24 protein-coding genes and 1 pseudogene are annotated in these 24393 nt (G+C 48.5%); 2 read left to right on the top strand and 23 right to left on the bottom strand.

The window, feature by feature from the left end; translation table 11 throughout:
* Window positions 1-122 precede the first annotated feature (122 nt).
* The 5 genes from ABGT54_RS07700 to ABGT54_RS07720 form a co-directional block, all read right to left on the bottom strand.
* Window positions 123-926, bottom strand: a complete 804-nt coding sequence (locus ABGT54_RS07700; protein WP_346663960.1) for an amidohydrolase family protein — start codon at window positions 924-926, stop codon at window positions 123-125.
* Window positions 916-1341: a CBS domain-containing protein gene (locus tag ABGT54_RS07705; RefSeq protein ID WP_346663554.1), complete on the bottom strand. Its 426-nt coding sequence runs from the start codon at window positions 1339-1341 to the stop codon at window positions 916-918. The genes ABGT54_RS07700 and ABGT54_RS07705 overlap by 11 nt, the downstream gene beginning before the upstream one ends.
* A gap of 25 nt (window positions 1342-1366) precedes the next feature.
* Window positions 1367-2701: an aspartate kinase gene (locus ABGT54_RS07710; protein ID WP_346663555.1), complete on the bottom strand. Its 1335-nt coding sequence runs from the start codon at window positions 2699-2701 to the stop codon at window positions 1367-1369.
* A 72-nt stretch (window positions 2702-2773) separates the two neighbouring features.
* On the bottom strand, window positions 2774-3496 hold the full coding sequence (locus ABGT54_RS07715; RefSeq protein WP_346663556.1) for a TIGR03936 family radical SAM-associated protein: 723 nt from the start codon (window positions 3494-3496) through the stop codon (window positions 2774-2776).
* The gene (locus ABGT54_RS07720; RefSeq protein WP_346663557.1) at window positions 3480-5345 is read right to left on the bottom strand and encodes a TIGR03960 family B12-binding radical SAM protein; all 1866 of its coding nucleotides are present in this window, start codon (window positions 5343-5345) and stop codon (window positions 3480-3482) included. The genes ABGT54_RS07715 and ABGT54_RS07720 overlap by 17 nt, the downstream gene beginning before the upstream one ends.
* A gap of 247 nt (window positions 5346-5592) precedes the next feature.
* Here ABGT54_RS07720 and ABGT54_RS07725 point away from each other — a divergent pair.
* Window positions 5593-6275: pseudogene (locus ABGT54_RS07725) on the top strand (NCS2 family permease); the annotation flags it as partial.
* 102 nt (window positions 6276-6377) lie between these two features.
* Here the strand turns inward: ABGT54_RS07725 and hisIE are convergent.
* The 15 genes from hisIE to ABGT54_RS07800 form a co-directional block, all read right to left on the bottom strand.
* Window positions 6378-7667 carry a bifunctional phosphoribosyl-AMP cyclohydrolase/phosphoribosyl-ATP diphosphatase HisIE gene (gene hisIE / locus ABGT54_RS07730; RefSeq protein ID WP_346663558.1) on the bottom strand — a complete coding sequence of 430 codons (1290 nt, stop codon included), beginning with the start codon at window positions 7665-7667 and terminating at the stop codon, window positions 6378-6380.
* 39 nt (window positions 7668-7706) lie between these two features.
* Entirely contained in the window at window positions 7707-8294 is a 588-nt protein-coding gene (hisB, locus tag ABGT54_RS07735) for an imidazoleglycerol-phosphate dehydratase HisB (RefSeq protein WP_346663559.1), read from the bottom strand.
* Window positions 8295-8309: 15 nt separating this feature from the next.
* The gene (gene hisD / locus ABGT54_RS07740; RefSeq protein ID WP_346663560.1) at window positions 8310-9602 is read right to left on the bottom strand and encodes a histidinol dehydrogenase; all 1293 of its coding nucleotides are present in this window, start codon (window positions 9600-9602) and stop codon (window positions 8310-8312) included.
* A 35-nt stretch (window positions 9603-9637) separates the two neighbouring features.
* Complete coding sequence (hisG, locus tag ABGT54_RS07745; protein WP_346663561.1) at window positions 9638-10279, bottom strand: ATP phosphoribosyltransferase; 642 nt, start codon at window positions 10277-10279, stop codon at window positions 9638-9640.
* A 3-nt stretch (window positions 10280-10282) separates the two neighbouring features.
* Entirely contained in the window at window positions 10283-11536 is a 1254-nt protein-coding gene (gene hisZ / locus ABGT54_RS07750; protein WP_346663562.1) for an ATP phosphoribosyltransferase regulatory subunit, read from the bottom strand.
* A gap of 53 nt (window positions 11537-11589) precedes the next feature.
* Entirely contained in the window at window positions 11590-12168 is a 579-nt protein-coding gene (locus ABGT54_RS07755) for a Holliday junction resolvase RecU (RefSeq protein ID WP_346663563.1), read from the bottom strand.
* Window positions 12126-13151 (bottom strand): RluA family pseudouridine synthase, encoded by a 1026-nt coding sequence (locus tag ABGT54_RS07760; protein WP_346663564.1) that lies wholly within the window; start codon window positions 13149-13151, stop codon window positions 12126-12128. The genes ABGT54_RS07755 and ABGT54_RS07760 overlap by 43 nt, the downstream gene beginning before the upstream one ends.
* 17 nt (window positions 13152-13168) lie before the next feature.
* Window positions 13169-13741, bottom strand: a complete 573-nt coding sequence (locus ABGT54_RS07765) for a hypothetical protein (RefSeq protein ID WP_346663565.1) — start codon at window positions 13739-13741, stop codon at window positions 13169-13171.
* A gap of 45 nt (window positions 13742-13786) precedes the next feature.
* Window positions 13787-14581: an SDR family NAD(P)-dependent oxidoreductase gene (locus ABGT54_RS07770; protein WP_346663566.1), complete on the bottom strand. Its 795-nt coding sequence runs from the start codon at window positions 14579-14581 to the stop codon at window positions 13787-13789.
* The gene (locus ABGT54_RS07775) at window positions 14578-16461 is read right to left on the bottom strand and encodes a YgiQ family radical SAM protein (protein WP_346663567.1); all 1884 of its coding nucleotides are present in this window, start codon (window positions 16459-16461) and stop codon (window positions 14578-14580) included. The genes ABGT54_RS07770 and ABGT54_RS07775 overlap by 4 nt, the downstream gene beginning before the upstream one ends.
* Window positions 16458-17129 carry an HAD family phosphatase gene (locus ABGT54_RS07780; RefSeq protein WP_346663961.1) on the bottom strand — a complete coding sequence of 224 codons (672 nt, stop codon included), beginning with the start codon at window positions 17127-17129 and terminating at the stop codon, window positions 16458-16460. Before ABGT54_RS07780 ends, ABGT54_RS07775 begins: the two co-directional genes overlap by 4 nt.
* Window positions 17113-17847 carry a pseudouridine synthase gene (locus tag ABGT54_RS07785; protein WP_346663568.1) on the bottom strand — a complete coding sequence of 245 codons (735 nt, stop codon included), beginning with the start codon at window positions 17845-17847 and terminating at the stop codon, window positions 17113-17115. Before ABGT54_RS07785 ends, ABGT54_RS07780 begins: the two co-directional genes overlap by 17 nt.
* Entirely contained in the window at window positions 17844-19232 is a 1389-nt protein-coding gene (locus ABGT54_RS07790) for an RsmB/NOP family class I SAM-dependent RNA methyltransferase (RefSeq protein ID WP_346663569.1), read from the bottom strand. The genes ABGT54_RS07785 and ABGT54_RS07790 overlap by 4 nt, the downstream gene beginning before the upstream one ends.
* Before the next feature lie 77 nt (window positions 19233-19309).
* Complete coding sequence (locus tag ABGT54_RS07795; RefSeq protein WP_346663570.1) at window positions 19310-19996, bottom strand: M23 family metallopeptidase; 687 nt, start codon at window positions 19994-19996, stop codon at window positions 19310-19312.
* A 139-nt stretch (window positions 19997-20135) separates the two neighbouring features.
* A complete protein-coding gene (locus ABGT54_RS07800) occupies window positions 20136-21584 on the bottom strand; it encodes an aminoacyl-histidine dipeptidase (RefSeq protein ID WP_346663571.1) in 1449 nt (482 codons plus the stop codon).
* Window positions 21585-21702: 118 nt separating this feature from the next.
* On the opposite strand from ABGT54_RS07800, the gene ABGT54_RS07805 reads away from it, so the two are divergent.
* Complete coding sequence (locus tag ABGT54_RS07805) at window positions 21703-22686, top strand: transporter (protein WP_346663572.1); 984 nt, start codon at window positions 21703-21705, stop codon at window positions 22684-22686.
* Between the two features lie 2 nt (window positions 22687-22688).
* On the opposite strand, the gene ABGT54_RS07810 is transcribed toward ABGT54_RS07805, so the two are convergent.
* Genes ABGT54_RS07810 through rsmD form a run of 3 tightly spaced genes read right to left on the bottom strand, consistent with a single transcriptional unit; the run spans window position 22689 to window position 24387 of the window.
* Window positions 22689-23324, bottom strand: a complete 636-nt coding sequence (locus ABGT54_RS07810; RefSeq protein ID WP_346663573.1) for an ATPase — start codon at window positions 23322-23324, stop codon at window positions 22689-22691.
* Window positions 23321-23818: a pantetheine-phosphate adenylyltransferase gene (gene coaD, locus ABGT54_RS07815; protein WP_346663574.1), complete on the bottom strand. Its 498-nt coding sequence runs from the start codon at window positions 23816-23818 to the stop codon at window positions 23321-23323. Before coaD ends, ABGT54_RS07810 begins: the two co-directional genes overlap by 4 nt.
* Window positions 23812-24387: a 16S rRNA (guanine(966)-N(2))-methyltransferase RsmD gene (gene rsmD, locus ABGT54_RS07820; protein ID WP_346663575.1), complete on the bottom strand. Its 576-nt coding sequence runs from the start codon at window positions 24385-24387 to the stop codon at window positions 23812-23814. The genes coaD and rsmD overlap by 7 nt, the downstream gene beginning before the upstream one ends.
* Window positions 24388-24393: the final 6 nt, after the last annotated feature.

A 24393-nucleotide genomic window follows, 5' to 3' on the forward strand; every position in this document is an offset into this window, starting at 1 on the left:
ACTCGCCAACTTCGGTGTCCGCCCTGCGGACTTTGAAACCTCATTGTGCGGCATACTGTATTATAATAGCATAGGTTTTTTCCCTTTGCAAGCGGTTTTGCCTGCTTTTTCTTCTTTTTTTATTACTTTTTCTGCACAGGCAATTCCAGAAGCCTGCAGGCGTTCCCGGAAAAGATCTGCTCCTTTTCCTGTTCAGACAAAGAACACTCTGACAGATAACGGACAAACTCCTTCTGCCCGGCCCATGGAGAATCTGTACCGAACAGGATCTTGTCCGCCCCGTGATTTCTTACGATCCGCACAAACTGATCTTCCGGAATCTTTCCAAACACAACCGCTGTATCAAAATACACATTTTCACCCACCAGAAGTTCTTCTACCTGATCCCAGCACTGATTTCCGCCCAGGTGAGCAAGCACCAGTTTTTCAGGCTCCACCTCCCGGATCACTTCCAGCGCCATCTTTGGCGTACAGTGGATATCTTCCGGGCACTTGGGATCCAGACCGGCATGAACACTAACGATCAGTCCAAGCTCAGAGGCAAAAGACAGGATTCTTTTATACCGGATATCATTGAAACAGGTGTCCTGGTAATCCGGATGAAGCTTAATCCCCTTCAGGCCGGCGTCACGGATTCCCTTCAGGATTTCTTTATAATTCTCACATGCCGGATGGATCCCTCCAAAAGAAAGGATCGGGCCTTCCTGAAATCCGCAGGCAAACCGGTTGACAGATTCTACCTGGGAAGGTTTTGTCACCGCCGGCAGGGATACCGACAGATCCACGCCCGCTTCCTTTGCCGAACGGATCTGATCTTTTGCCGTCCCCAGAGTACTTGGAGTAGTCTGACAGATTTTCTTTAAAAAATCCAGTGTTCTTTCCGCGATCTGATCCGGAAATATATGGGTATGAAAATCAATGACCATGCTTTTTTTCACACTCCTTTATCTTGTCATAGCAGAAGCTGATAATATCTCTTCTGGTAATAATCCCGATAAAATGAGACTGATCGTCAACTACCGGAACGAAATTCTGTTCCATGGCTCTTTCGATCAGATCTTCCATGTTGGATTCCGCCGACACACTCAGGTAATCCATTCTTCTTTGCACCTTTAGTATACTGATGTCTTCCGCATCCTTCAGATTCAGAAGATTCCACTTCTTTAAGGACCAGAGAAGATCTCCTTCTGTGATGGTGCCCACATACTGTCCCTCTCTGTTTAAAATGGGTACTGATGAATACTTGTGATATTCCATAATCTCCAGCGCCTGGCGAAGCGTATGATAGTCGTAGATATAGGCAACCTCGCTCTTGGGCCGCAGGAAAAATAAAATGTTCATAAACCTCTCCCCTATATATCGTTTCTTAAATCATTGTTGTTACAAAGATGTCGTAAACAGCACGGATCGCATCCTCAAAATCATGATTGCGGACGCCAATGATAATATTAAGGCCGCTGGACCCCTGATCGATCATCTTTACATTCACATTAGCATGTGCAAGGGCAGAAAAAATCCTCCCGGATACGCCTCTGGCTGTCTGCATCCCCCGACCCACAATGGCGATCAGAGCAAGGTCCGATTCCAGCTCCAGGAAATCCGGATGCACCGCCCGGTGGATGCCTGCGATCACTTTCTGCTCTTTTTCCGCGAACTCGTCCTGATGTACAAATACGGTCAGTGTATCAATGCCAGAAGGCATATGTTCGATTGCAATGCCGTTCTCTGCAAACACCTGCAACACCTTTACGCAGAACCCCACCTCTGCATTCATCATTGCTTTTTCCACTGTCACGGAAGCAAAATCTTTTTTCCCGGCAATCCCGGTAATGATAAATCTTGGCTTACGACATGTGTTTTCCACGATCAGCGTTCCCGGATCTGCAGGAATGTTGGTATTGCGGATATTAATCGGTATCCCTTCCTGTCGGACCGGAAAGATCGCGTCTTCATGAAGAACCGTCGCGCCCATGTAAGACAGCTCTCTAAGTTCCCTGTATGTAATGACGTCGATCGCTTTCGGGTTGGAGATGATCCTGGGATCTGCGATCAGAAATCCGGAAACATCAGTCCAGTTTTCGTACATATCTGCATGAACTGCTTTTGCCACAATGGATCCCGTAATATCTGACCCACCTCTGGAAAATGTCCGGATCGACCCGTCCGGCATAGAACCATAAAATCCCGGGATCACCGCCCGTTCATTCCGGGAAAGGGTCTCTGACAGGATCCGGTCTGTTTTCTGTTCGTCAAAACTTCCCTTTTCATCAAAAAAGATCACATCCGCAGCATCAATAAAGGTATAGCCCAGATATTCAGCCATAATCTTTCCATTCAGATATTCTCCTCTGGAAGCCGCATAATCACGGCCAGCTTTTTGCATGAATTTCTCCCGGATCTCCAGAAACTCCCGGTTCAGATCAAGCCCCACTCCGAGACCGTCCAGGATTTCCTGGTAACGCTCCCGGATCGCCTGAAGCCGCAGGTCAAATTCCTCAAAATCGTCTCCTTCATCCGTCAGAGCCGCCGCATAACAGCCATATAGCATATCTGTTACTTTGGTATCATCCGGCGTCCGTTTCCCCGGGGCAGAAGGCACCACATATCTTCTGGAATCTTCCTTTTTAATAATCCGGCCTGCTTTCTGAAACTGTGAAGCGTCGGCAAGAGAACTTCCTCCAAATTTTACAACCTTTATCATCTCTTCTGTAATCCTCCAACTACAATTCGCTAAATGCTATTCTACATCATTTTTAAAGATCCTGCAACGATTTCACTGGCTGATCCTTCGCCCCGCCGCTTCCAGCGGGCAATAACCGCCCTCCGGCGTTCTGGCATAAAGATCTGTCCTGTGGATATGAAAAGGATATGCCTCCGGTTCCAGCCCCATATACTTTATAAACGTTTCCATCACCAGGTCGGGTTTCAGGTTTTCCTCACTTCCTGCCGCAAGGAAAAGAGAAAATTTGTCCTCATCCGCTTCCATCCGGTAGATCATGGGACGGATATTGACTTCCTTTTCGCTTCGTTTTGTCTTTTTCATTACATTGAGCGTAGTCTCATTCAGGAACACTTTAAGAGAATCCTTCCATTCCACAGACACAGGAACCGTCTCATACATAGACTTTCCGGATGCCAGCATCGTAATCTCATAGGCAGCTGCCGCCACGATCGTCATACCGCCTGATTTTTTATCCTCCGGGATCTCTGTAAAACTCACCACATCCATGCCTTCCACCATAACCTGGTTCAGTCTTTTTACCGCCTCATCAGAAGCAACCGGTTCTTTCAGTTCAATATCCAGATACTCCCCGTCGCTGGTAACTCCGATCCCCAGTGGCTGTGCAAAAGACATGATCATATGAGGACTGTATCCTCCCGTAAATGCGATGGGGATGTCTGCCCGCCGCATGGCCTTCTGAAAATACCGCATCACATCCAGATGCCCAATAAAACGCATGATCCCGTATTTACGGAATTTAATTCTTGCCTTCAATGCAGACCCCTCCTTTCCATTTCGCCACACCGCATCCGGAACACCGCATCCGGCAGTTTGGCGTTACTTCTGCGTGCAAAGCCCGCTCCCACTCTTTTTTCAGGAACTCCTTCGTTACACCGATATCAATAAAATCCCAGGGAAGTGTTTCATCCACCGAACGCTCCCGCAGATTATAAAATCCGATATCCACGCCAGTGTTTTCAAACGCCTGCATCCATTTCTCGTTGTCAAAAAGATCGCCCCAGGAATCGTAAAGGCACCCCAGCCGGTAAGCTTCCCGGATTACCCGGCCCACTCTTCGGTCTCCTCTTGCCAGAACGCCCTCCAGCACCGTCACTTCTGCATCGTGCCAGTGATATTTCAGACTTTTTTTGTTGAGCTGTTCCTGAAACGCATGCTTCACCACCGCGGCCTTTGCAATATATTCTTCATTGGTGTACATCTTTGCCCACTGAAATGGCGTAAACGGCTTGGGGATAAAGAAAGAAGTACTGGTAGTGATCTGACACTTGCCATTTCTCTGATCTTTGGGGATCTCATAATACCGTCTGGCAATTTTATCCGCCAGCTCCGGTATTGCCTTCATGTCTTCTTCTGTCTCTGATGGCAGGCCCAGCATAAAGTAAAGCTTCACCTTATTCCAGCCGCCCTCAAAAGCCTCCCCTGCGCCTTCCAGGATCATCTCTTCTGTCAGTCCCTTATTAATGACATTCCGCATTCTCTGGGATCCGGCTTCCGGTGCAAAGGTCAGGCTGCTCTTGCGGATATCCTGGACTTTTTCCATGACATCCAGAGAAAAAGCGTCAATCCTCAAGGACGGCAAAGAGATATTGATCCCTTTGCCCTGAAATTCCTCTATCAGAAATTCTACCAGTTCCTTTAACTGACTGTAATCACTGGAACTTAAGGAACTTAATGAAATCTCTTCATGTCCGGTACTTTTCAACATGGAGTAAGCGTATTGTTTCAATTGTTCCACACTCCGCTCCCTGGTCGGCCGGTAGATCATTCCAGCCTGGCAGAACCGGCATCCCCGGATACATCCCCGCATGATCTCCAGCACCACCCGGTCCTGGGTTACTTTGATGAACGGCACCACCGGTTTTTCCGGATAGGTAATTTCATCCATATCCATCACCACCTGTTTGGTGATCACAGACTTTGCATGTGCATTTACCGGATAAAAATCCCGAATGGTCCCGTCTTCCTGATACGTCACTTCATAAAAGGCCGGAACATAGATCCCTTCAATCTCTGCGGCGGCTTCCAAAAATTCCTTTCTGGAGCCTCCTCTCCCCCGGATCTCTTTATATACATCAAACAGACGGTCATAAACGGTCTCGCCTTCTCCGATATAAAAAAGATCAAAAAAGTCTGCCAGCGGTTCCGGATTATACACACAGGGGCCTCCGCCGATCACAATGGGATCCGCCCAGGTACGGTCCGCTGTGTCAAATGGAATACCGGACAGCTCCAGGATCTGCAGGATGTTGGTATAACACATCTCGTACTGGATCGTAATACCCAGAAAATCAAATTCTTTCACCGGATCCTGGGATTCCAGGGCAAACAGCGGGATTTTTTCCTCTCTCATCATCTTGTCCAGATCGATCCAGGGGGAAAACACACGCTCACACCACACATCGTCCCTGCGGTTGAACATATCGCAGAGGATCTTCATGCCCAGATGGGACATACCGATCTCATAAACGTCCGGAAAGCACATGGCAAAGCGGATATCCACGCTCTCCTTATCTTTATACACCGAATTCACCTCCCCGCCGATATAACGGGCAGGTTTTTCAATCTTCATTAAGATCTCATCATTTAAGGCTAATTTACGCATTTGATTGTATTGATTACTCCTTTAATATTCATGATTTTCAAGACTCGCTACAAAATATTGTATTGAATTTTAGATACACTGTCAATGCGTTTCAGGATACCATTTTCCGAAATACTCCATTTACTTTCCCCCTTTTGTCTATTAAGATAAATCCGTTATCTTTACGAATGAGCTTTCAAAAAGGAGGAACACATGTTAGAAAAAATATTTAAGCTGAAAGAAAACGGCACAGATGTGAAAACGGAAATCCTTAGATGAATACAATGCCCTGAACGGAGTCGAAGCCAGTTTCAGTGATGTGGGGATTACCGTACTTCTCGCGGTCATCGGCATTCTGATCACCGGATTCCTTGTGAGCAAAAATGTAAAGGGAAATATCCTCTGGGGAATCCTGATTACCTGGCTGCTTGGAATCCTCTGCCAGCTGACGGGACTGTATCAGCCAAATGCAGAACTCGGATTCTACAGCCTGCTTCCGGATTTCAGCAACGGACTTGCCTGGTTGTTATTTTTGCCTTTTTATTTGTAGATATCTTTGATACGCTGGGAACGCTGATCGGCGTATCCACCAAGGCCAAAATGCTGGATGAGAACGGAAAGCTTCCGCGGATCAAAGGAGCGCTCCTGGCCGATGCGGTTGCAACTACCGCCGGCGCGGTACTGGGAACTTCTACAGTCACTACTTTTGTAGAGAGCGCATCCGGTGTGACCGAAGGCGGACGGACCGGTCTTACCTCCTTTACAACAGCCATCTTGTTCGGTATCGCGCTCCTCGCCATGCCGTTCTTCTACAGTATCTCCGAAGGGATCTCCATGGGCGTGATCTCCTATGTCGTGCTGAATCTTCTCACCGGAAAGGCAAAAGGCCGGATCAGTATCCTGATGTATGTACTGGCGGTACTGTTCGTGCTGAAATACCTGTTCCTGTAAAAAATCTGTTCCAGATCAAAAGCCTTCCGTGAGGGTTGGATGTCATTTCTTTCCAACCATCATGGAAGGCTTCTTTTCTGTCATTTTGTCTGTTTTGACATTTTATCTGTCTGCCAGTTCCCGGATAATATCCTCCCAGCTGATCCCTTTTTCCACCATCAGCACCATGGCGTGATAAAGAAAGTCGGAAAGTTCGTACTTTACTTCCTCCGGATTGGGATTCTTTGCGGCGATCACGACCTCCGTCGCTTCTTCGCCGACTTTCTTTAAGATTTTATCAATCCCTTTGTCAAACAGATAATTGGTATAAGACCCTTCTTTGGGATTTTCTTTCCGGTCAAGGATTGTATTGTACACGGATTCAAAAATCTTTAACGGATTATTTTCATCATAGTCGGTACCAGCCAGCGGCTGGAAAAAGCAGGTCGGATTGCCGGTATGGCACGCCGCTCCCACCTGATCCACCTTTGCCAGCAATGTGTCCAGATCACAGTCAATGGTCAGGGACTTGACATACTGGAAATGTCCGCTGGTCTCTCCTTTTACCCAAAGGCTCTGGCGGCTTCTGCTGTAATATGTCATCCTGCCGGTCTTGATGGTCTGATTAAATGCTTCCTCGTTCATATAAGCCAGCATCAGTACCTCCTGGGTTTTATAATGCTGGACGATGACAGGGATCAGCCCCTGTTCATTGGTCTTAAACTGGGAGAACTCCATAATGCTTTCAAAAGAAGTCATTTTAATATTCTGTTCGGAACATTTCTCTTTAAAAGCGTGGAAATCCATGTCCGGCCGACTCACATATCTGCCGGATAATCCTTTCACGCCGGGCGCCTTCAGAATCTTATATAATTCCGACTCCTCCATGGTATCCGTCAGGATCACACAGGGAATATCCGTAACATTCATGACGGAATCCAGATCCAGTCTGTGCATGAATACGATTTCTCCGCAGCACTCTTCGATCAGATGCTGATGCTTAAACAATGCGTCAAAGTCCTGCAGAGAAACGGCGATTTTTTCCTTTCCAAACCGTTTCGCCGCATCCTCCATCAGTTTGGGGCTGTCCTGCCTGGAAAAATTAATGATCGCCCGTTTTGCCCCTGCGTACAGGATTTTTTTCACATCCTCCTGCCTTTTCACATTGCCTCCCGCAATCATGGGGATCCGTATGATCCGGTTGATCCGTTTCATCAGATCAATGGCTTCTTCATGCTCTTCATCGGAATCTGAAAGGTCAAAAACAATCAGCTCATCCGCGCCGTGATCACTGTAATATTTTGCAAGCCCGATCACATCCTCCGCTATGGGCGTTTTGTCATCGAACCAGGTTACCGCCTTCCCTCCTGCGATCAGGATACAGGGAATCAGTCTTTTATAGCTAGCAGTCATATTTGATCTATCTCTCCTTTATCTCTGTCTGAGAAACTTTTATAAGCTTCCTTTTGTGGTCCAGGCGCCCCGGATCCTGGGTTCCTCCTGTACCGCCATGTCAAGCGCTTTTCCAAAGCTTTTAAACAGCGCTTCCGCCATGTGATGGTTATTGCCGCCGTCCAGGATCTTCACATGAAGGTTCATCATGGCGTTACTGGACACAGCATAGAAAAATTCCCGGATCATTTCCGTGTCCAGTTCTCCCAGACGGGGCACTGTAAATGCCGCGTCATAATTAAGGTAAGCCCTGCCCGACAGATCTACCGCACACAGAGCCAGCGTCTCGTCCATAGGAAGGATACTGTGGCCATATCGCTTGATCCCGGCTTTATCTCCCAGCGCCTGGCAAAGTGCATCCCCCAGAACGATCCCCACATCTTCTACGGTGTGGTGGCAGTCTACCTCCAGGTCTCCTTTTACACTTATCTCCAGATCAAAAAGCCCGTGTCTTGCAAAACCATCCAGCATGTGATCCAAAAACCCTATCCCTGTTTGGATATTGGTTTTTCCGGATCCGTCCAGATTCAGGCTCATGGCAATCTCGGTTTCTTTTGTTTTCCTTTTACAAACCGCTGTTCTTTCCACGCGTTTTCACCTCCGTTACTTTTCAAACCGCACATGAATGGAATTGGCGTGCGCGGTCAGCTGTTCTGCCTTTGCAAAGGCTTCAATATCTGTATGTACTGCTTCCAGCGCTTCTCTGGAATACGCGATAATACTGGATTTCTTAATAAAATCATCTACGGACAGGGGCGAAAAGAATTTCGCGGTCCCATTGGTAGGTAATACATGATTTGGCCCTGCAAAATAATCTCCCAGAGGCTCGCTGGAATACGCTCCAATGAAAATGGCGCCGGCATTTCGGATCTTCATCATCACATCATAGGGATCTTTTGTCTGGATTTCCAGATGCTCGGACGCAATCTCATTTGCCGTCTCTATGGCCTCTTCCATGGTCTCCGCCACCAGGATATATCCGTAATGATCCAGGGACTTCTTTATGATCTCTGCCCGGGACAGTTCTTTTAAAAATCCGTCGATCTCTTCAGAAACTTTTTCCGCCAGTTCCATACTGGTCGTCACCAGGATCGCGCTTGCCAGCTCGTCATGCTCTGCCTGGGACAGAAGATCCGCAGCCACATACCGCGGATTGGCGGTCTCATCGGCGATCACCAGGATCTCGCTTGGCCCTGCGATCGCATCAATGCTTACATGGCCATATACCGCTTTTTTTGCAAGGGCTACATAGATATTGCCAGGTCCTACGATCTTATCCACTTTGGGAATACTTTCTGTTCCATAAGCCAGCGCGCCGATTGCCTGAGCTCCTCCCACTTTATAGATCACATCAGCGCCGGCTTCCTTTGCAGCCACCAGTGTGTTTGGCGTGATTTTTCCATCTTTTCCGGGCGGGGTGACCATTACGATCTCATCCACACCGGCCACCTTTGCCGGCACGATATTCATCAGCACCGAAGAAGGGTAAACTGCCTTTCCCCCCGGTACATAGACCCCCACACGCTGAAGCGGCGTCACCTTCTGCCCCAGCATTGTTCCATCCGGCCTGCTGTCAAACCAGCTTCTCTGCATCTGTTTTTCATGATAGGACCGGATATTGAAAAGCGCTTTCCTTATTACCCGGATCAGCTCCGGATCCGCCAGCTCATAAGCTTCCCGGATCTCCTCTTCTGTAACCTGAATGTTTTCAGCGCTGATATCAGCATGATCAAACTGGCGGGTCAGTTCAAAAAGCGCCGGATCTCTTTCTTCTTTTACGCGGGAAAGAATCTGCGCCACCCTCTTCTCATATTCCGGATACTGATTGGGGCTTCTCTGCAAAAGATCCTCCAGGATATTCTTTCGGGTGTCCGGATCCAGTTTTATAATTCTCATGATTTTCACGCTTCCTCTCTTTTCTTTTTTATCTGCTACAGGATCACATGTGCGCGAATTCTGTCCAGAAGATCCCGGATCCTGTCATTTTCCATCCTAAGGCTTACCGGATTTACGATCATCCTTGCTGACAGCGGGCAGACCTCTTCCAGAACCTTCAGTCCGTTTTCTTTTAAGGTAGATCCTGTTTCCACAATATCCACGATCACCTCTGAAAGCCCGACAATGGGCGCAAGCTCGATCGAACCGTTCAGCCGGATGATTTCTACGGTCTGGTGTCTGATATTGTAAAAGTAATCTTTGGCAATATTGGGATATTTTGTCGCCACCCGGATCAGTTCATGATGCTGCAGAAAAGATGCCGCCTCCGGAAAACCGCACACACACATCCGGCATTTCCCAAAGCCCAGGTCCAGGACTTCATGCACTTTACGTCCCTCTTCCAGTATCACATCTTTTCCGGTCACTCCGATATCCGCTGCGCCATACTCTACATAGGTAGGCACATCCGGACCTTTTGCCAGAAAGAACTTAAGTTTCATTTCCTCGTTTGTAAAAACAAGTCTGCGGGTATCTTTCTCCCGGATCTCTTCACAGCTGATCCCGATCTTTTCCAGTAACTCCATTGTCTGATTGGCCAGACGCCCCTTGGTAAGGGCAAATGTCAGATAACGCATATGTCAACTCCTGTCCGTTTTATCTATGGTTTTCCGCTCGCCGCTGACCAGATTGACCATCGTGATCTCTCCGGACTTTTTGATATAGATCAGCGTGCCTGCGTAATATTCTTTTCCATACTCTACATACTGCTCCAGCAGTTTATCTTTTGCTTTTTTCAAAAGCTCTGCATTTTTTCCCCTTCCCCGGAAATCTCTGGCTACGGCTATGGCTTCTTTCTGCCGCCCTTCATCATACAGAATGATCGTATTTTTTCTGGGATACAGGATCCGGATCTTCTGACGGGTCAGTGCATTCATCAACTCATCGATCACAATAACACAACCGATAGAAGCAGACTGCTTCCCGAACTTTTCCACCAGATGGTCATACCGCCCCCCTTTTACAATGGCGTCTCCGGTTCCGTATGTATACCCCCGGAAAATAATCCCTGTATAATATCCATACGTCCCCATCATGCTAAGATCAAAGGTGATAAATTTTTCCACTCCGTACAGCTTCAGTATCTCATAAATCTTTTCCAGTCTGCGTACCGCCATCACGCCTTTGGAAGTCGGCGCCGTATTTTTAGCCCGCTCCAGGATCTCTGCTCCTCCGAGAAGTTCATTTAAGGAGCCAAACGCTTCCCTGGTGCTTCGCTTCACCTGAATACTGTCCAGATACTCCTGCACTCCATAATAATTCCGGTTGACGATCAGCTCCCGGATCCGTTCTTCCTCTTCCTCACTCAATGAAGCGTCTTCGATCAGACTCCTGATAAAATCCACATTGCTGACTGTAAGCTGAAATTCTTTCAGCCCCACCGCCTGCATGGACTCGATCACCAGGGCCAGCATCTCTGCATCCGCATCCGCAGAATCATCCCCCAGAAGTTCCGCCCCCATCTGTGTGTTCTCCCGAAGCCTCCCCTGGTAACTGGAGTGGTTCACAAATGTACTGCCTGTATAGCACAAGCGGATCGGAAGCGTCTCTTCCTGAAAAAGAGTAGCCGCCGCCCGGGCAATGGAAGGTGTAAAGTCCGGCCGGAGAACCAGCGTATTCCCTTCTTTATCAAAAAATTTATATAATTCTCTGGACGGGATTGTCCCGATCTCTTTGCGGAAAACATCAAAATACTCAAAGGTAGGCGTCTGGATATCATGATACCCATACATATGAAACACCTTTTTCAGCCGGGATTCCAGCGAAAGCTTTTTCCCGCACTCGACATTGTAAATATCCCGGACGCCTTCCGGTGTATGCAGCAATTTCTTCATAGTCCCTCCCACATTCTTCCGCAGTTTTACTTTAGTATGCTAATACACTAAATTTAAAAGTTTCTTGAATTATACGCATTTTCCTGACTATTGTCAAGATTTTCCCTTTCCTCAAGATCCAGGCTGACTGCATCCAGGTAGGGAATATAATATCCTCTTGTAAAATCCATAAAATATCTTTCTTCCAGCTCATCCAGACGAAAACTCTTGCGCCCGCCCTCTTGCGCCCGCATCCAGAACCTGTAAAGTTCCCGAAATCTAAGATAATAAAGACGGTTTCTGGCAGAATAATAAATCAGAACAAAGGCCACTCCGTCCTGTTTTTCAAAACGATCCATAAAACGGACCTGATGTTCATGGATGTTCTGGAGCGGAAACGTATCCGCCACACATTCTTTTGCGTCAAAACACACCGGGATCCCCTGGACCGCGCCAATATAATCGACGGTGCTTCGCTGATCAAAATAGGCCAGCGTGATCTGTCGGTGTTCCTTATCCATCTTTACTGGTGTGATCGGAGTCGGAATCTTCTGGATCAGCGCCAGTCCTTTTTCCAGATACCACTCGTTGGTCCGGTTGACCATCTCTTCTAATGTAGAACCTCTAAGGCCTCTTGAATTCCATGTTGCCATGTCGTCTCCTTTATAATCTTCCAAAAATCTGCCGGCACAGGCGCCCGGAATGTCTTTTGCGATACCTTCTGCAGCGGTGGTCCCATCACAGGAAAGGTGAGTGAATAAGCGTGCAGCAGCTGATATTTTATCCCGGATTCTTTCCGGTATTTCAGATTAAACTTTGAATCACCGTACTTGGGATCTCCAAGGATCGGATGTCCCATATGGGAAAGATGTGCGCGGATCTGATGTGTTTTCCCTGTGATCAGATGAACGCTTAACAAGGTCATCTCCCGATTCCACGCTACCGGCTCATAGGCAGTCTCTATCTTGGTCCCGGAGGCAGTAAGATCGTCCGCAGCAAGGATCTTTACCTGATTGGTTCTTTCATCCTTCGTAAGCCGGCCTCGTATATGGCCGGAATTTCGGATACAGCCTTTGACAATACAGAGATACCATTTCTCGATGGATCGTTCCCGGAATGCCTGATTTAACATTCGAAGCGCGGCAAGCGACTTTCCTGCCGCAACAAGTCCGCTGGTATTGCGGTCCAGACGGTTGCAGACGGCAGGACGAAACGTATGAAGCTCCTCTTCCTTTAACTGTCCGCTTTGGATCAGATAAAACGTAATCGCCTCCACCAGCGAAATATCTCCGGCATTTGCCTTCTGGGACAAAAGGCCGGCAGGCTTATTGATCAGAAGCACCTGTTCGTCCTCATATACAAGATCCGGCAAGATTCCGGCTTCCTCCTTTGTTTTTGGAACACTTCTTTCCTTCCTCCCCGAAAACTTTTCCATGGTCTCGTCAGACAAGAAGAATTTAACGCAGTCCCCCGCCGCAAGCTTCTCCTTTCCTTCCGCTTTTTTCCCGTTTAAAACAATGTTCTTCTTTCGCAGCATTTTGTAGAAAAAAGAAGCGGGGGCTTCTTTCAGGTATTTTTTTAAAAACTTATCCAGTCTCTGACCGGCTTCTTTTTCTTTGATAATGATTTCTCTCATAGGATTCCTTTTTACTGTTACATGGAAATACTGTAAATGATCTTACGAACGGACCGGTCGCGGCGCTGATCCGGCTGCTGGACTGCGGCTATATTGCCAAGACCTTCCACTCTGGCAAGAAATGCGTGATAGTCATGAAAGATTTTCACCGTCATTTTATCATACCGGTTATTTTTCAGCGTGGTCTTAATATGACGCGCAAGTGTAGTCTCATCCGTCTTTGTGCTGCTGGTATATCCGCACACCACATGTCCGGAAATAACAAGCGCGTCCACAGACATCACTTTTTCTTTGCTGGTAATGATCAGGTCATACGCTCTGGTAAGAAGAGCTGCTTTTTCTTCCAGTTCCAGATATTTTTCCCTGCTGATACTCTGATATGGCGCCATCGTGATAAATTCCACCAGCATTTTGGCAGCCGGCAGGCATCCCACAGCAGCAGCCACTGTAAACAGATTCATCCGGCTTCCTGTCTGCTGATATCCCAGAAAAAACACCGCTGCAACGATTGCAAATTCCCCCACAGCGAACATCAGATACCTCATTTTTCTCGCCTTGATATATCCGGGCTGTCCCTTTTCAATTTTCATCCTTCTACTACTCCTCTTTCTTTTGATATGATCCTCCGCTGAACTCTAGGAAGAAGCATGCTGTTTTCCGTCTGATTCCGATATATGATTGACCCTTGCCATCACAGCTGCCAGCAAAACGTCCGGCAGCAGTTTGCAAAGAACTCTTGCCGCCTTCATAGATGTTCCGTATACAGACACGCTTTTTCCTCTTGCCGCGTCTTTCAGAGCCTGCCGCACCACGCTGGCAGCATCTGCCCGGACCGTTTTTTTCAGATTTCCCGGAAGTTCTCCGGAAATCCGGAAAAATTCTGTCTCCACCGGTCCCGGACACACGGCGGTCACCAGGATCCCTTTCCTCTTTAACTCTTCCCGAAGAGCCAGGGAAAAGCGATACACATAAGATTTCCCTGCTGCATACACGGCAAAACCGGGCTGTGGACAAAAAGCCGCGGCAGACGAAACATTCACGATCCTGCTGCCCCTGTCCATAAACGGCAGACAGATCCCTGTCATCTTCGTCAGCGCTTTCAGATTCAGGTCCACCATTCCCAGCTGCTCTGACAGAGGAATGGCGTCAAACGCGCCCATTTTCCCGTATCCGGCCGCATTGACCAGCATGCGTATCTTTCCAGATCTTCGGTCCAGCTCTTTTTCGATCCTCTCATAAATATAATCTCTTTTCAGATCTCCGTCAAAGATCCTAACCGGGACCGTACTTTCTTTTTCCAGTTCTTTCAGCCGATCTGTTCTTCTTGACACCACCCAGATCTCATCCAGCTGCCGGTAAAGCATCGGGATCTGTCTTGCGAACTCCCTTCCCATCCCGGAAGAAGCTCCTGTGATCACTGCAATTTTCATGATTTCTCCTTCTTTTTTTTATGCACATTCCGAATGGTTTTTTTCCTGGTGTGCGCCTTCTTTTTTTCGCTCACGGCCATCCCCGTTTTCGGGCGGATCAGACAGCGCCTGTCATATCCCACCAGATCCATCCGCCCCGTCTTTTTCAGCGCCTCCAGGACAAGATCGTAGTTTTTGGGATCCCGATACTGGATCAGGGCTCTTTGCATCGCTTTCTCATGAGGATTTTTCGGCACATAGACCGGTTTCATATCCCTGGGATCCACACCGGTATAATACATGCAGGTAGAGATGGTGGAGGGCGTCGGATAAAAATCCTGCACCTGCTCGGGCATATAGCCCAGATCCCGCAGGTATTCCGCCAGCTTCACCGCTTCCTTCATCGTAGATCCCGGATGCGACGACATCAGGTAAGGCACCAGATACTGATCTTTTCCCAGTTCCCGGTTTATCTTCTGATATTTCTTTACAAATGCCTGATAAACTTTATTTTCCGGTTTTCCCATCCTGGCAAGCACTGCGTCCGAAATATGTTCCGGCGCCACTTTCAGCTGGCCGCTCACATGATAGGCACACAGCTCCCGCAGGAAGGTGTCGTCCGGATCTGCCATCACATAATCAAACCGGATCCCGGACCGGATAAATACTTTTTTTACACCTGGAATCTTCCGCAGTTTCCTAAGAAGAGCCACATAATCCCGGTGATCCGCCGTAAGGTTTCTGCAGGGCTCTGGGAACAGGCACTGCCGGTGGCTGCACACTCCATGCTCCAGCTGCTTTTTACAGGAAGGCATCCGAAAATTCGCCGTTGGTCCTCCTACATCGTGAATATACCCCTTAAAATCGGGCTCCTCCGTCATAGACTGCGCTTCCCGGATCAGCGATTCGTGGCTTCTGGTCTGCAAGATCCTGCCCTGATGGAAGGCAAGGGCGCAGAAACTGCAGCCTCCAAAGCAGCCCCTGTTGCTGACCAGAGAAAACTTCACTTCAGATATTGCCGGAACCCCTCCGTCCTTTTCATAAGAAGGATGATACGTCCGCATATAAGGATAGGCATAAATATCGTCCATCTCTTCCTGGCTAAGCGGCTTTGCCGGAGGGTTCTGCACTACAAAAAGATGCTCTCCGTAAGGTTCCGCCAGGCACTTCCCGGCGATTGGATCTGTATTACAGTACTGGATGTAAAAGCTCCTTGCATAAGCCAGCTTATCCTGTGTCAGCTCCTCATAGGCAGGCAGGATAACCGGTTCGTAAACACTGTCCAGAGACCTGGCCTTAAACACTGTTCCGGCAATGAATGTAAGATCCTTTACGTCAATACCGGCGTCAAGAGCATCCGCGATTTCCAGGACAGAGCGCTCCCCCATGCCATAGGAGATGATATCTGCTCCGGAATCCAGAAGAACCGATCGCTTAAGCCGATCCGACCAGTAGTCGTAATGAGCCATTCTCCGCAGGCTTGCCTCGATCCCGCCCAGGATAATGGGCACGTCTTTGTACGTCTGCCGGACCAGATTGCTGTACACGGTTGCCGCGCGGTCCGGTCGTTTTCCCATCACTCCTCCCGGCGTATAGGCGTCCGTCTTCCGCCGCTTTTTCGATACCGAATAATGATTCACCATGGAATCCATGTTCCCTGCAGAAATCAGAAATCCAAGCCTGGGGCGTCCGTATTCTGTCACAGAAGACCGATCTTTCCAGTCCGGCTGTGCGATCACTCCCACTTTATAACCGTGAGCCTCCAGATGCCTGGTAATGATTGCATGACCAAAGGACGGATGATCTACATAGGCATCCCCGGATATATAGACAAAATCTACCTGCTCCCAGCCTCTCTCTTCCATATCTCTGCGGCAGAGAGGCAAAAATCCCTGTCTCATGGCAGCACCTCGTATGTTTCATTTGGTATATCATGATAGTCCTGTATATAATAATCTGCCAGTTCTCTCTTTCGCATTCTCTGCGGCTCTGAAAAATCATCCTTCACCGCGCAGACACGCATCCCTGCATTTTTGCCTGCCAGAATCCCCATCGGAACATCTTCAAACACCAGACATCTCTCCGGAGAAACCTCCATCTCTCCGGCTACCATCAGGTATACATCCGGCGCAGGCTTTCCGGCTCCCGCCTCTCCGGCAGTACGCACAACATCAAACAGCCCGCCGATCTTCAGTGCCTCCAGCGCGTCTTCGGTCAGTTCCCTGGCGTTGCTGGTGGCAATCCCGATCTTTTTCCCCTGGGAACGCATCTCACAGATAAATGCATGAGCGCCTTCTTTCATCGCCACCTGAGTACGATATTTTTCTCTCGCCATCACAAGCCATTCATCCATCACTTCCTGGCGGCTCTGTGAAAGCTGCGGAAATGTATCCAGAAAAAACTGAGCCACTTCCGCATAACTCATGCCCTCCATGGCTTCATGAAACCCTTCCGGCTTCTCCAGATCATATTTCCTTAAATAATCATCATCAATGGACGGCCAGATCCACATGGAATCCAACAGGGTTCCATCCATATCAAAAATAATCCCATCAATATTTTCCAGCATTTTCGTCTGTAACACTTGCAATCTCCTCTTTGGTCAGCGGCCGGTATTCCCCGGGCGCCAGCGCCGGATCAAGCGTCAGTTTCCCCATAGACAGTCTCTTTAAGTAGAGCACCTGCATACCTACAGCCTGAAACATCCGCTTGATCTGATGATATTTTCCTTCCCGGATCGTCAAAAGGACCTGGGAAACCGGGCCGCTTGCAAGGATTTCCATTTTGGCCGGTCTCGTCCTTTCTTCCGTCCCATTTTCCCCAATATCCACTCCTGCTTCCAGGATCTTTTTTTCTGCCCCGGTTACCTTTCCTTCTACACGGACAAAATACGTCTTATCCACATGATGGGACGGGGAAAGCAGCCGGTGTGCCAGCGCCCCGTCATTGGTGATCAGAAGAAGCCCTTCTGTGTCTTTATCCAGTCTGCCTGCAGGAAACAGGTCTTTTCTCTTTTTTTCCCGGATCAGGTCTACCACCACGGGGTCTCGCCTGTCTTCTGTAGCGGAAACCACGCCGGCCGGCTTGTTCAACATATAGTATTCATATTTTACATAAGATACTGGCTTCTCCTCAAAGCAGACCTGGTCACTGGTTTCACTGACCTTTTCTTCCGGGCGAAGAGCCGGACTTCCATTGACCGTTACCATGCCTTTTCTGATATATTTTTTTACTTCCTGCCGGGTTCCGATCCCCATCTCAGCTAGGAATTTATCCAGCCGCATCATCCGCAGATCCTCCATCCGGGCAGATATTTATTCTTCAAAGTTCCTTTGTTCAGTTTCCCGAATCCCAGAGGAAATCCGTCCACACAAACCAGATACCATCCAGAAGCGCCGGCACCTGTAAGATCTTCCACTTCCAGAGTTTCTCCCTTCAGATACCGGAGTACCCGCTCGTCTTTGGAAGAAAGATCGATGCAGGCGTCATAAGTCTCCTTCTGAAGCGTCATGGCAAAGGCCTGGCTTGGCTCAAACCGGTTCTTTTTCAGTTCTCCCAGCAAGAGGCCTGTACGTAAAAACCTAAGACCTTTCAGATCCGGCAGGCCTTCCGGCAACTCATAGATCCGGTCTCCCCGGATGTCCAGATATTCCTCCCTAAGGGGCCTGGAAACATGCTGCCAGAATTCCAAAAGCTCCTGCGGTACTTTTTTCTTCCGCATCCCTGCGCCGGAAAACGACTCCGGATCCCTTTCCTTTTTGCCCTTCTTCTTTAAAAGCGCAAGGTAATGCCCCTCCCCTTTCATCCGGTGAGGAAAGATCCGCACGGTTTTCTTAAGATCTGCCGGGCATTCAGGCGCTTCGTCCGGTATCCCCGGCGCAAATCCCTCGTAGGGCTCTATAGGAAGGATCTCAAAGTCCGGAAGCGTCCGGAGCAGATGGGCAATGACCTGCTCATTTTCTCTCCCGTCAAACGTACAGGTAGAATAAAGGAGCATTCCGCCCGGTCTTAACATCGATGCAGCCTGTAAGATCACATTCTTCTGGATATTACTGAAAAATTCCGGGCCATGTTCCTCCCAGGCGCGCACCATTTTCCGGTCTTTTCGGAACATCCCCTCCCCGGAACAGGGCGCATCAATCAGGATCTTATCAAAATATTCCGGAAAATATTCGGAAAGCTTTCCCGGCTCCTCGCAGGACACCAGCACATTTCCGATCCCGAATACTTCCAGATTTTTCAAAAGTCCCTTAGCTCTGGAGCTGCTGATGTCATTGGCCACCAGAAGTCCCTGTCCCTTTAATCTGGCTCCCAGTTCTGTCGCCTTACCGCCGGGCGCCGCGCACAGATCCAGCACCCGCTCTCCCGGCTCCACCGGAAGACGGCTTGCCGGCGTCATGGCGCTTGGCTCCTGCAGGTAATAAAGTCCCGCATAATAATACGGATGTCTGGCAGGCGCACAGGTCTCTCCGTCATAATAATATCCATTGGGGATCCATGGCACAGGCCAGATCTCAAAAGGACAGATCTTTTCAAATTCTTCTGGCGTTATTTTCCCTGTATTTACGCGCAGCCCATAATACCTGGGCTCTTCATAGCAGCCAATATAAGCCGCAAATTCCTCTTTCAAAAGGCGTCTCATTTTATCTTCAAATGCAAGAGGCAGATGCATGGTATTCCTCCTGTTCTTTTGTTTATCCGCTTTTGAGCACATACATATTTTAGTATATCACATTCCCAGCCAGAACTCTAGAAATATGAATAGATTAATTTGTGTTTTTCCAGATGCCGCAGCAGATAGTAAGGATTCAGGCTGATCTCTGTTCCGTCCCGATACAGATAGATTCCCAAATGCAAATGTACGTCAAACTTACCTGTCGTTCCTTCCGGTCCATATCCGGAATCCCCCATATACCCTAACAGTTCCCCGGCCCTTACACGTTCTCCTTCTTTTAGATTCCCATAGCTGTCCAGATGTGCGTAGTAATAATAAGTACCACTATCAGATGTGATCCCGATGCGATATCCGCCTTTTTCCAGCCATCCCAGATTTGTCACCACCCCGTCGCAGATACTCAAAACAGGATACACTCCTCTCTCATTACAGGAAGCCATAAGATCGGTTCCCTCATGCCCAGAAACACCCTTGTAACTTCGCTCTTTCATCCAGGAATCGGTATAACTGATCTGCAGCGATCGATCCGCACTGGATAGGGGAATCGGAAAATAAACCGCTTCTTTTTCCACATTTTCGAGGAGGTTTCTGCACTCCCTCGACAGAAGCTCCGTCTCCCGGCGCATGTCATCACAAAAAAACTCCCTGCGATATTCCGGATCCTCCGGCGTCAGCGCTCTTCTTTCATTTTCTTTTCCTTTCTCTTCCAGAGTTCTTATTCCTGTCGCGCAGAACAAAGCCAGAAGAGCCAATAAGACCATAAGATTTCTCCCGCTGCGATATTGCATGGACTGTCTCCGGTTTTCATTTTTCATCAATATATGAAAGCAGACGCAAAATAAGACCGGCGGCTTTTGATCGGCCGCCGGTCTGAAACAGGTTTTACTCTTTCCAGACAAATTATTTACATTTCTTCAGAATTGCCAGAAGATATTCCCAGGTTCTCTGCACAGATGCGATATCCAGATGTTCATTAAAAGAATGAATATCCAGAAGGTTGGGTCCGCAGGATACACAGTCCAGATCCGGACGCTTCCCTAAGAAAAGTCCGCACTCAAGTCCGGCATGCACTGCAGATACCACCGGTTCTTTCCCATACAGTTCTTTATAAGTCTCTACCATGATCGGACGCAGTTTGGAGTCCAGCTTAAACTGCCATGCCGGATACTCTCCGGTCGTCTCTCCTCTGGCTCCCACCAGGATCGCACACTGTTCTACCTGCTCTCTCATCTGCTGTTTCCTGCTTTCTACAGAGCTGCGGATCAGGTACTGTGAGGTAACAGAGGTATCGTCACACTCCAACACGCCCAGGTTCAGGGAGCTTTCCACGATCCCTTTTAATTTGCGGCTGTATTCCTGCAGTCCGCTGGGCGCGATTTCCAGATATGCAATGATCCTTCTGGTAGAATCCTTGTCATAAGCATCCATGTGAACCTCTTTATCCGTCTCATAATCTACGGCAAGTCCGGGCTCTTCCCCCATAAACTCATCTGCCCAGATCTGACGCATCTCGTCGGTCATCTCCGCCACTTTTTCTGCCTGGTCCGCAGGCACCAGCACGCCTGCAGTAGCATTCATTGTAATCACATTGGACTTGCTTCCGCCAAAAATCTCTGTCAGACGCAGGTCTGTCTCCTTCCCCATACGGTACAGAAGCCGTCCCATCATTTTAATCGCATTTCCTCTTTGTTTATGGATCTCGTTTCCGGAATGCCCGCCCAGAAGCCCGTGGATATGTATCTTTACCAGTGTTCCCTGCGCCGCTTCCTTCTTTACCGGGATCACAGTCTTATAAAAAATGCCTCCGGCACATCCTGTAGTCAGGATTCCTTCTTCTTCCGAATCAATGTTGATCAGCATTTTTCCTTTTAACTGGGACAGATCCACTGCCTCGGCTCCGCCCATTCCCTGCTCTTCATCCACGGTAAATACCGCCTCAACAGGAGGATGCGGGATATCCTTACTGTCCAGGATCGCCATAGCCATGGCAACTGCGATACAGTCATCCCCTCCAAGGGAAGTGTCTCTTGCTCTTACATACCCGTCTTCCACATAAAGATCCAGTCCGTCCCTGCTAAAATCGTGAGTCGAGTCCGGTGTCTTCTCACAGACCATGTCCAGATGCCCCTGCAGGATAACCGGCTCACTGTTCTCATATCCGGCAGTCCCCGGTTTTTTTATGATTACATTATTGGTGTCGTCCTGAGCGACTTCCAGCCCTCTTTCCTTTGCAAACGCCACGCAGTAATCACTGATACGCTTGGTATCGAAGGTTTCATGGGGAATTTTGCAGAGCTCCTCAAAAAAATGGAACACCTGCTTTGGTTCAAGATTTTCTAATACAGCCATTTCTTTTTCCCTCTCTTCATTAGATTTTTACTCTACGCTTATTATGGAACATTTGTGATAAAAATTCAAGCTTCCCCATAAAAATGAATTAAGAATTCCAAAGGGAAGGAGATCCCCCTTGAAACACCTCCAGACTGCTATACTGCCGACGCTTTGCTTCCTCCTCCTTTTATGCTTTCCCGGCACAGTATTCCAGGGAGCAAAAAGCGGACTTCTTCTCTGGTTCCACACAGTTCTTCCCACACTGCTTCCTTTTTTTATCGCAGCAAATTATCTGATCCGCACAGACGCGGCCGGATGGATTTCCCGGCTCACCGCGCCGGTTTTCTGCCGTCTCCTGAACATAACTCCTTACGGCTGTTTCGTCCTGATCTGCGGATTCCTCTGTGGATACCCGACCGGCGCCAAAACTGCCGCGGACCTCCTAAGAGCCGGCAGGATCTCTCCTTCTGAATGCTGCTATCTGTTATCCTTCTGTAACAATGCAAGCCCTGGATTTATCCTGAACTTTCTGGTCCTTCAGTGTCTGAAATCCCCGGATCTTGCACTGCCTTCTCTCGTACTCCTCCTTGGCGTTCCTCTTCTGTTTTCCGCCGTCTTCTACCGCCTGCATTTCCCCCTTGCCCACCGGCGTTCCGGGACATCTTCCAGACCCGAAATACCGGCGGACAACACTGCAAATAAGGCGTTGCGCGCTTTATCTTTCAAACCAGACAAAGGCTCCGCCGGCATGGCAGACCTCTGTATCATGGACGGCATCAGCTCGATCACCCGGATTGGCGGATACATCATGTTATTTTCTATCTTTTTTTCCCTTCTCCAAAGAATCCCGGATCCGCCTCTTTTTGTGAAGTTTCTGATCTCCACTGTAGAAATGACTACAGGCGCCATGTATCTGTGCAGCCTTGGAGCAGATGGCGCCCTGGAATATGCAGCCGCTATTTTTCTGATTTCTTTTGGCGGGCTTTGCTGCGCCGCCCAGACATTCTCTGTCATCAGGGATGCCGGGATTCCCCGTTTCCCTTATATCGCAGAAAAGCTGGCCACCGCATGTGTGACCAGCCTGATCGCTTATTTCTATTATGTTGCAATATATAACTAGGATTACTCCGCTGCCCCATTGTCAACGAAATCAAAAGATTCCTGCTTTTCTTCTTCCTGATCCCCGCCGAACTCTGCCTCCAGACCTCTTGCCGACTGCTCCGGAATCTCCAGTTCAGAACGATTGTTCCGCACCATATCGTAGCACTCCTGCAGAGAATTTACCAGTCCGTCATATTTGGTCGTATAACTGTCCAGTGTGTGCCCGATGATGCTCTCCGCGTTTGCCAGCAGATCATCGGTATACTGCATTGCCCCGATACGGATGTCATTGGCATCGCTGGTGGCATTGTCCAGGATCTGCTGCGCCTGCTCAGTAGCGGCGGTTACGATCTCATTTGCCTGTGCATAGGCCTGCTGCATGATCTCATGCTCGCTGACCAGCTCGTTGGTATGGATCTGCGCCTCTTCGATCATGCTGTCAGCCTTTGCCTGTGCGTCAGCCAGGATGGCGTCCTTATTTGCGATGATCTTCTGGTAGCGCTTTATCTCATCCGGAGTCTTCATCCGCAGTTCCCTTAACATCTCGTCCATCTGGTCTTTATTTACAATAATCTTGGATGTGGACAGCGGCTGAAACTTACAGCTGTCGATGTACTCCTCGATTTCTTCAATGATCTGTTCAATACGGCTGCTCATAATTTACACTCTCCTTTTACATTCATTTTCTCTTTTATGCAGTCTGATACATAATCAGGTACAAACTGAGAAATATCCCCTCCAAAAGCTGCCACTTCCTTTACCATGGTAGAACTCAAATACGAATATTCCAGGCTGGTGGTCAAAAACACTGTCTCCACTTCCGGCTCCAGTTTATGATTGGTCTGGGCCATCTGCAGCTCATACTCAAAATCCGTAATCGCGCGCAGCCCGCGGAACACTATGTCCGCCTTTGATCTTCTTGCAAAATCTACCAACAGCCCCTCAAAGGGCTCTATTTTGACATTTGGCATATCTTTTGTTACTTCTTTTAACATTCTAACACGTTCTTTTACAGAAAACAACGGGGTTTTTGCTTTATTATAAAGCACTCCGACAATTAATTCATCCACCAGTCTGGAAGATCTGCGGATGATATCCAGATGCCCCAGCGTTACCGGGTCAAAACTTCCCGGATAGATTCCTCTTAACATACTTCTTTCCTTCCCGCAGGCGTCAGAAACACATGCTTGTTTGTCTTGTATTCTTTGATTTTTAAAATATCGTATCCCAGATCCTCCGCATAAGACAGATCCGTGTCTTTCGAGGCTTCGACGATCACCACGCCCCGGTCCGCGATCAGATCAGAATCCGCCAGATAAGTGAGGACTTTTTTCTCCCATTCCTGCCCATAGGGCGGATCCATAAAGATATAGTCAAACTGCTTTTCCCCCTCCAGCTTATACAATGCAGTCATCACATCCATAGACATGGTCATTCCTCTGGATTCCAGATGGGTTTTTTTCAGATTCTCTTTGACACAGGCCATTGCCCTGGGATTCTGTTCTACAAAAACAGCTTCCATGGCTCCTCTGCTTAAAGCCTCAATGCCGATTGCTCCGCTTCCTGCAAACAGATCCAGGAACACACAGTCATACAGGAAGGGGGCGATCACATTAAAAAGCGTCTCTTTGATCCTGTCAGTGGTCGGTCTGGTGCCAAGTCCTTCTATCGTTTTCAGTTGAGTGCGTTTTGCACTTCCGGCGATCACTCTCATCTGCATCTGCTC

Source organism: uncultured Merdimonas sp. (genome assembly GCF_963929015.1).
In the GTDB taxonomy this organism is placed as follows: domain Bacteria; phylum Bacillota; class Clostridia; order Lachnospirales; family Lachnospiraceae; genus Merdimonas.

Coding starts and splice junctions, on each gene's coding strand:
- ABGT54_RS07700 (WP_346663960.1), bottom strand. CDS start 926: ATGGTCATTGATTTTCATACCCATATATTTCCGGATCAGATCGCGGAA.
- ABGT54_RS07705 (WP_346663554.1), bottom strand. CDS start 1,341: ATGAACATTTTATTTTTCCTGCGGCCCAAGAGCGAGGTTGCCTATATC.
- ABGT54_RS07710 (WP_346663555.1), bottom strand. CDS start 2,701: ATGATAAAGGTTGTAAAATTTGGAGGAAGTTCTCTTGCCGACGCTTCA.
- ABGT54_RS07720 (WP_346663557.1), bottom strand. CDS start 5,345: ATGCGTAAATTAGCCTTAAATGATGAGATCTTAATGAAGATTGAAAAA.
- hisIE (WP_346663558.1), bottom strand. CDS start 7,667: ATGACTGCTAGCTATAAAAGACTGATTCCCTGTATCCTGATCGCAGGA.
- hisD (WP_346663560.1), bottom strand. CDS start 9,602: ATGAGAATTATAAAACTGGATCCGGACACCCGAAAGAATATCCTGGAG.
- hisG (WP_346663561.1), bottom strand. CDS start 10,279: ATGCGTTATCTGACATTTGCCCTTACCAAGGGGCGTCTGGCCAATCAG.
- hisZ (WP_346663562.1), bottom strand. CDS start 11,536: ATGAAGAAATTGCTGCATACACCGGAAGGCGTCCGGGATATTTACAAT.
- ABGT54_RS07755 (WP_346663563.1), bottom strand. CDS start 12,168: ATGGCAACATGGAATTCAAGAGGCCTTAGAGGTTCTACATTAGAAGAG.
- ABGT54_RS07760 (WP_346663564.1), bottom strand. CDS start 13,151: ATGAGAGAAATCATTATCAAAGAAAAAGAAGCCGGTCAGAGACTGGAT.
- ABGT54_RS07765 (WP_346663565.1), bottom strand. CDS start 13,741: ATGAAAATTGAAAAGGGACAGCCCGGATATATCAAGGCGAGAAAAATG.
- ABGT54_RS07770 (WP_346663566.1), bottom strand. CDS start 14,581: ATGAAAATTGCAGTGATCACAGGAGCTTCTTCCGGGATGGGAAGGGAG.
- ABGT54_RS07775 (WP_346663567.1), bottom strand. CDS start 16,461: ATGAGACAGGGATTTTTGCCTCTCTGCCGCAGAGATATGGAAGAGAGA.
- ABGT54_RS07780 (WP_346663961.1), bottom strand. CDS start 17,129: ATGCTGGAAAATATTGATGGGATTATTTTTGATATGGATGGAACCCTG.
- ABGT54_RS07785 (WP_346663568.1), bottom strand. CDS start 17,847: ATGATGCGGCTGGATAAATTCCTAGCTGAGATGGGGATCGGAACCCGG.
- ABGT54_RS07790 (WP_346663569.1), bottom strand. CDS start 19,232: ATGCATCTGCCTCTTGCATTTGAAGATAAAATGAGACGCCTTTTGAAA.
- ABGT54_RS07795 (WP_346663570.1), bottom strand. CDS start 19,996: ATGGTCTTATTGGCTCTTCTGGCTTTGTTCTGCGCGACAGGAATAAGA.
- ABGT54_RS07800 (WP_346663571.1), bottom strand. CDS start 21,584: ATGGCTGTATTAGAAAATCTTGAACCAAAGCAGGTGTTCCATTTTTTT.
- ABGT54_RS07810 (WP_346663573.1), bottom strand. CDS start 23,324: ATGAGCAGCCGTATTGAACAGATCATTGAAGAAATCGAGGAGTACATC.
- coaD (WP_346663574.1), bottom strand. CDS start 23,818: ATGTTAAGAGGAATCTATCCGGGAAGTTTTGACCCGGTAACGCTGGGG.
- rsmD (WP_346663575.1), bottom strand. CDS start 24,387: ATGCAGATGAGAGTGATCGCCGGAAGTGCAAAACGCACTCAACTGAAA.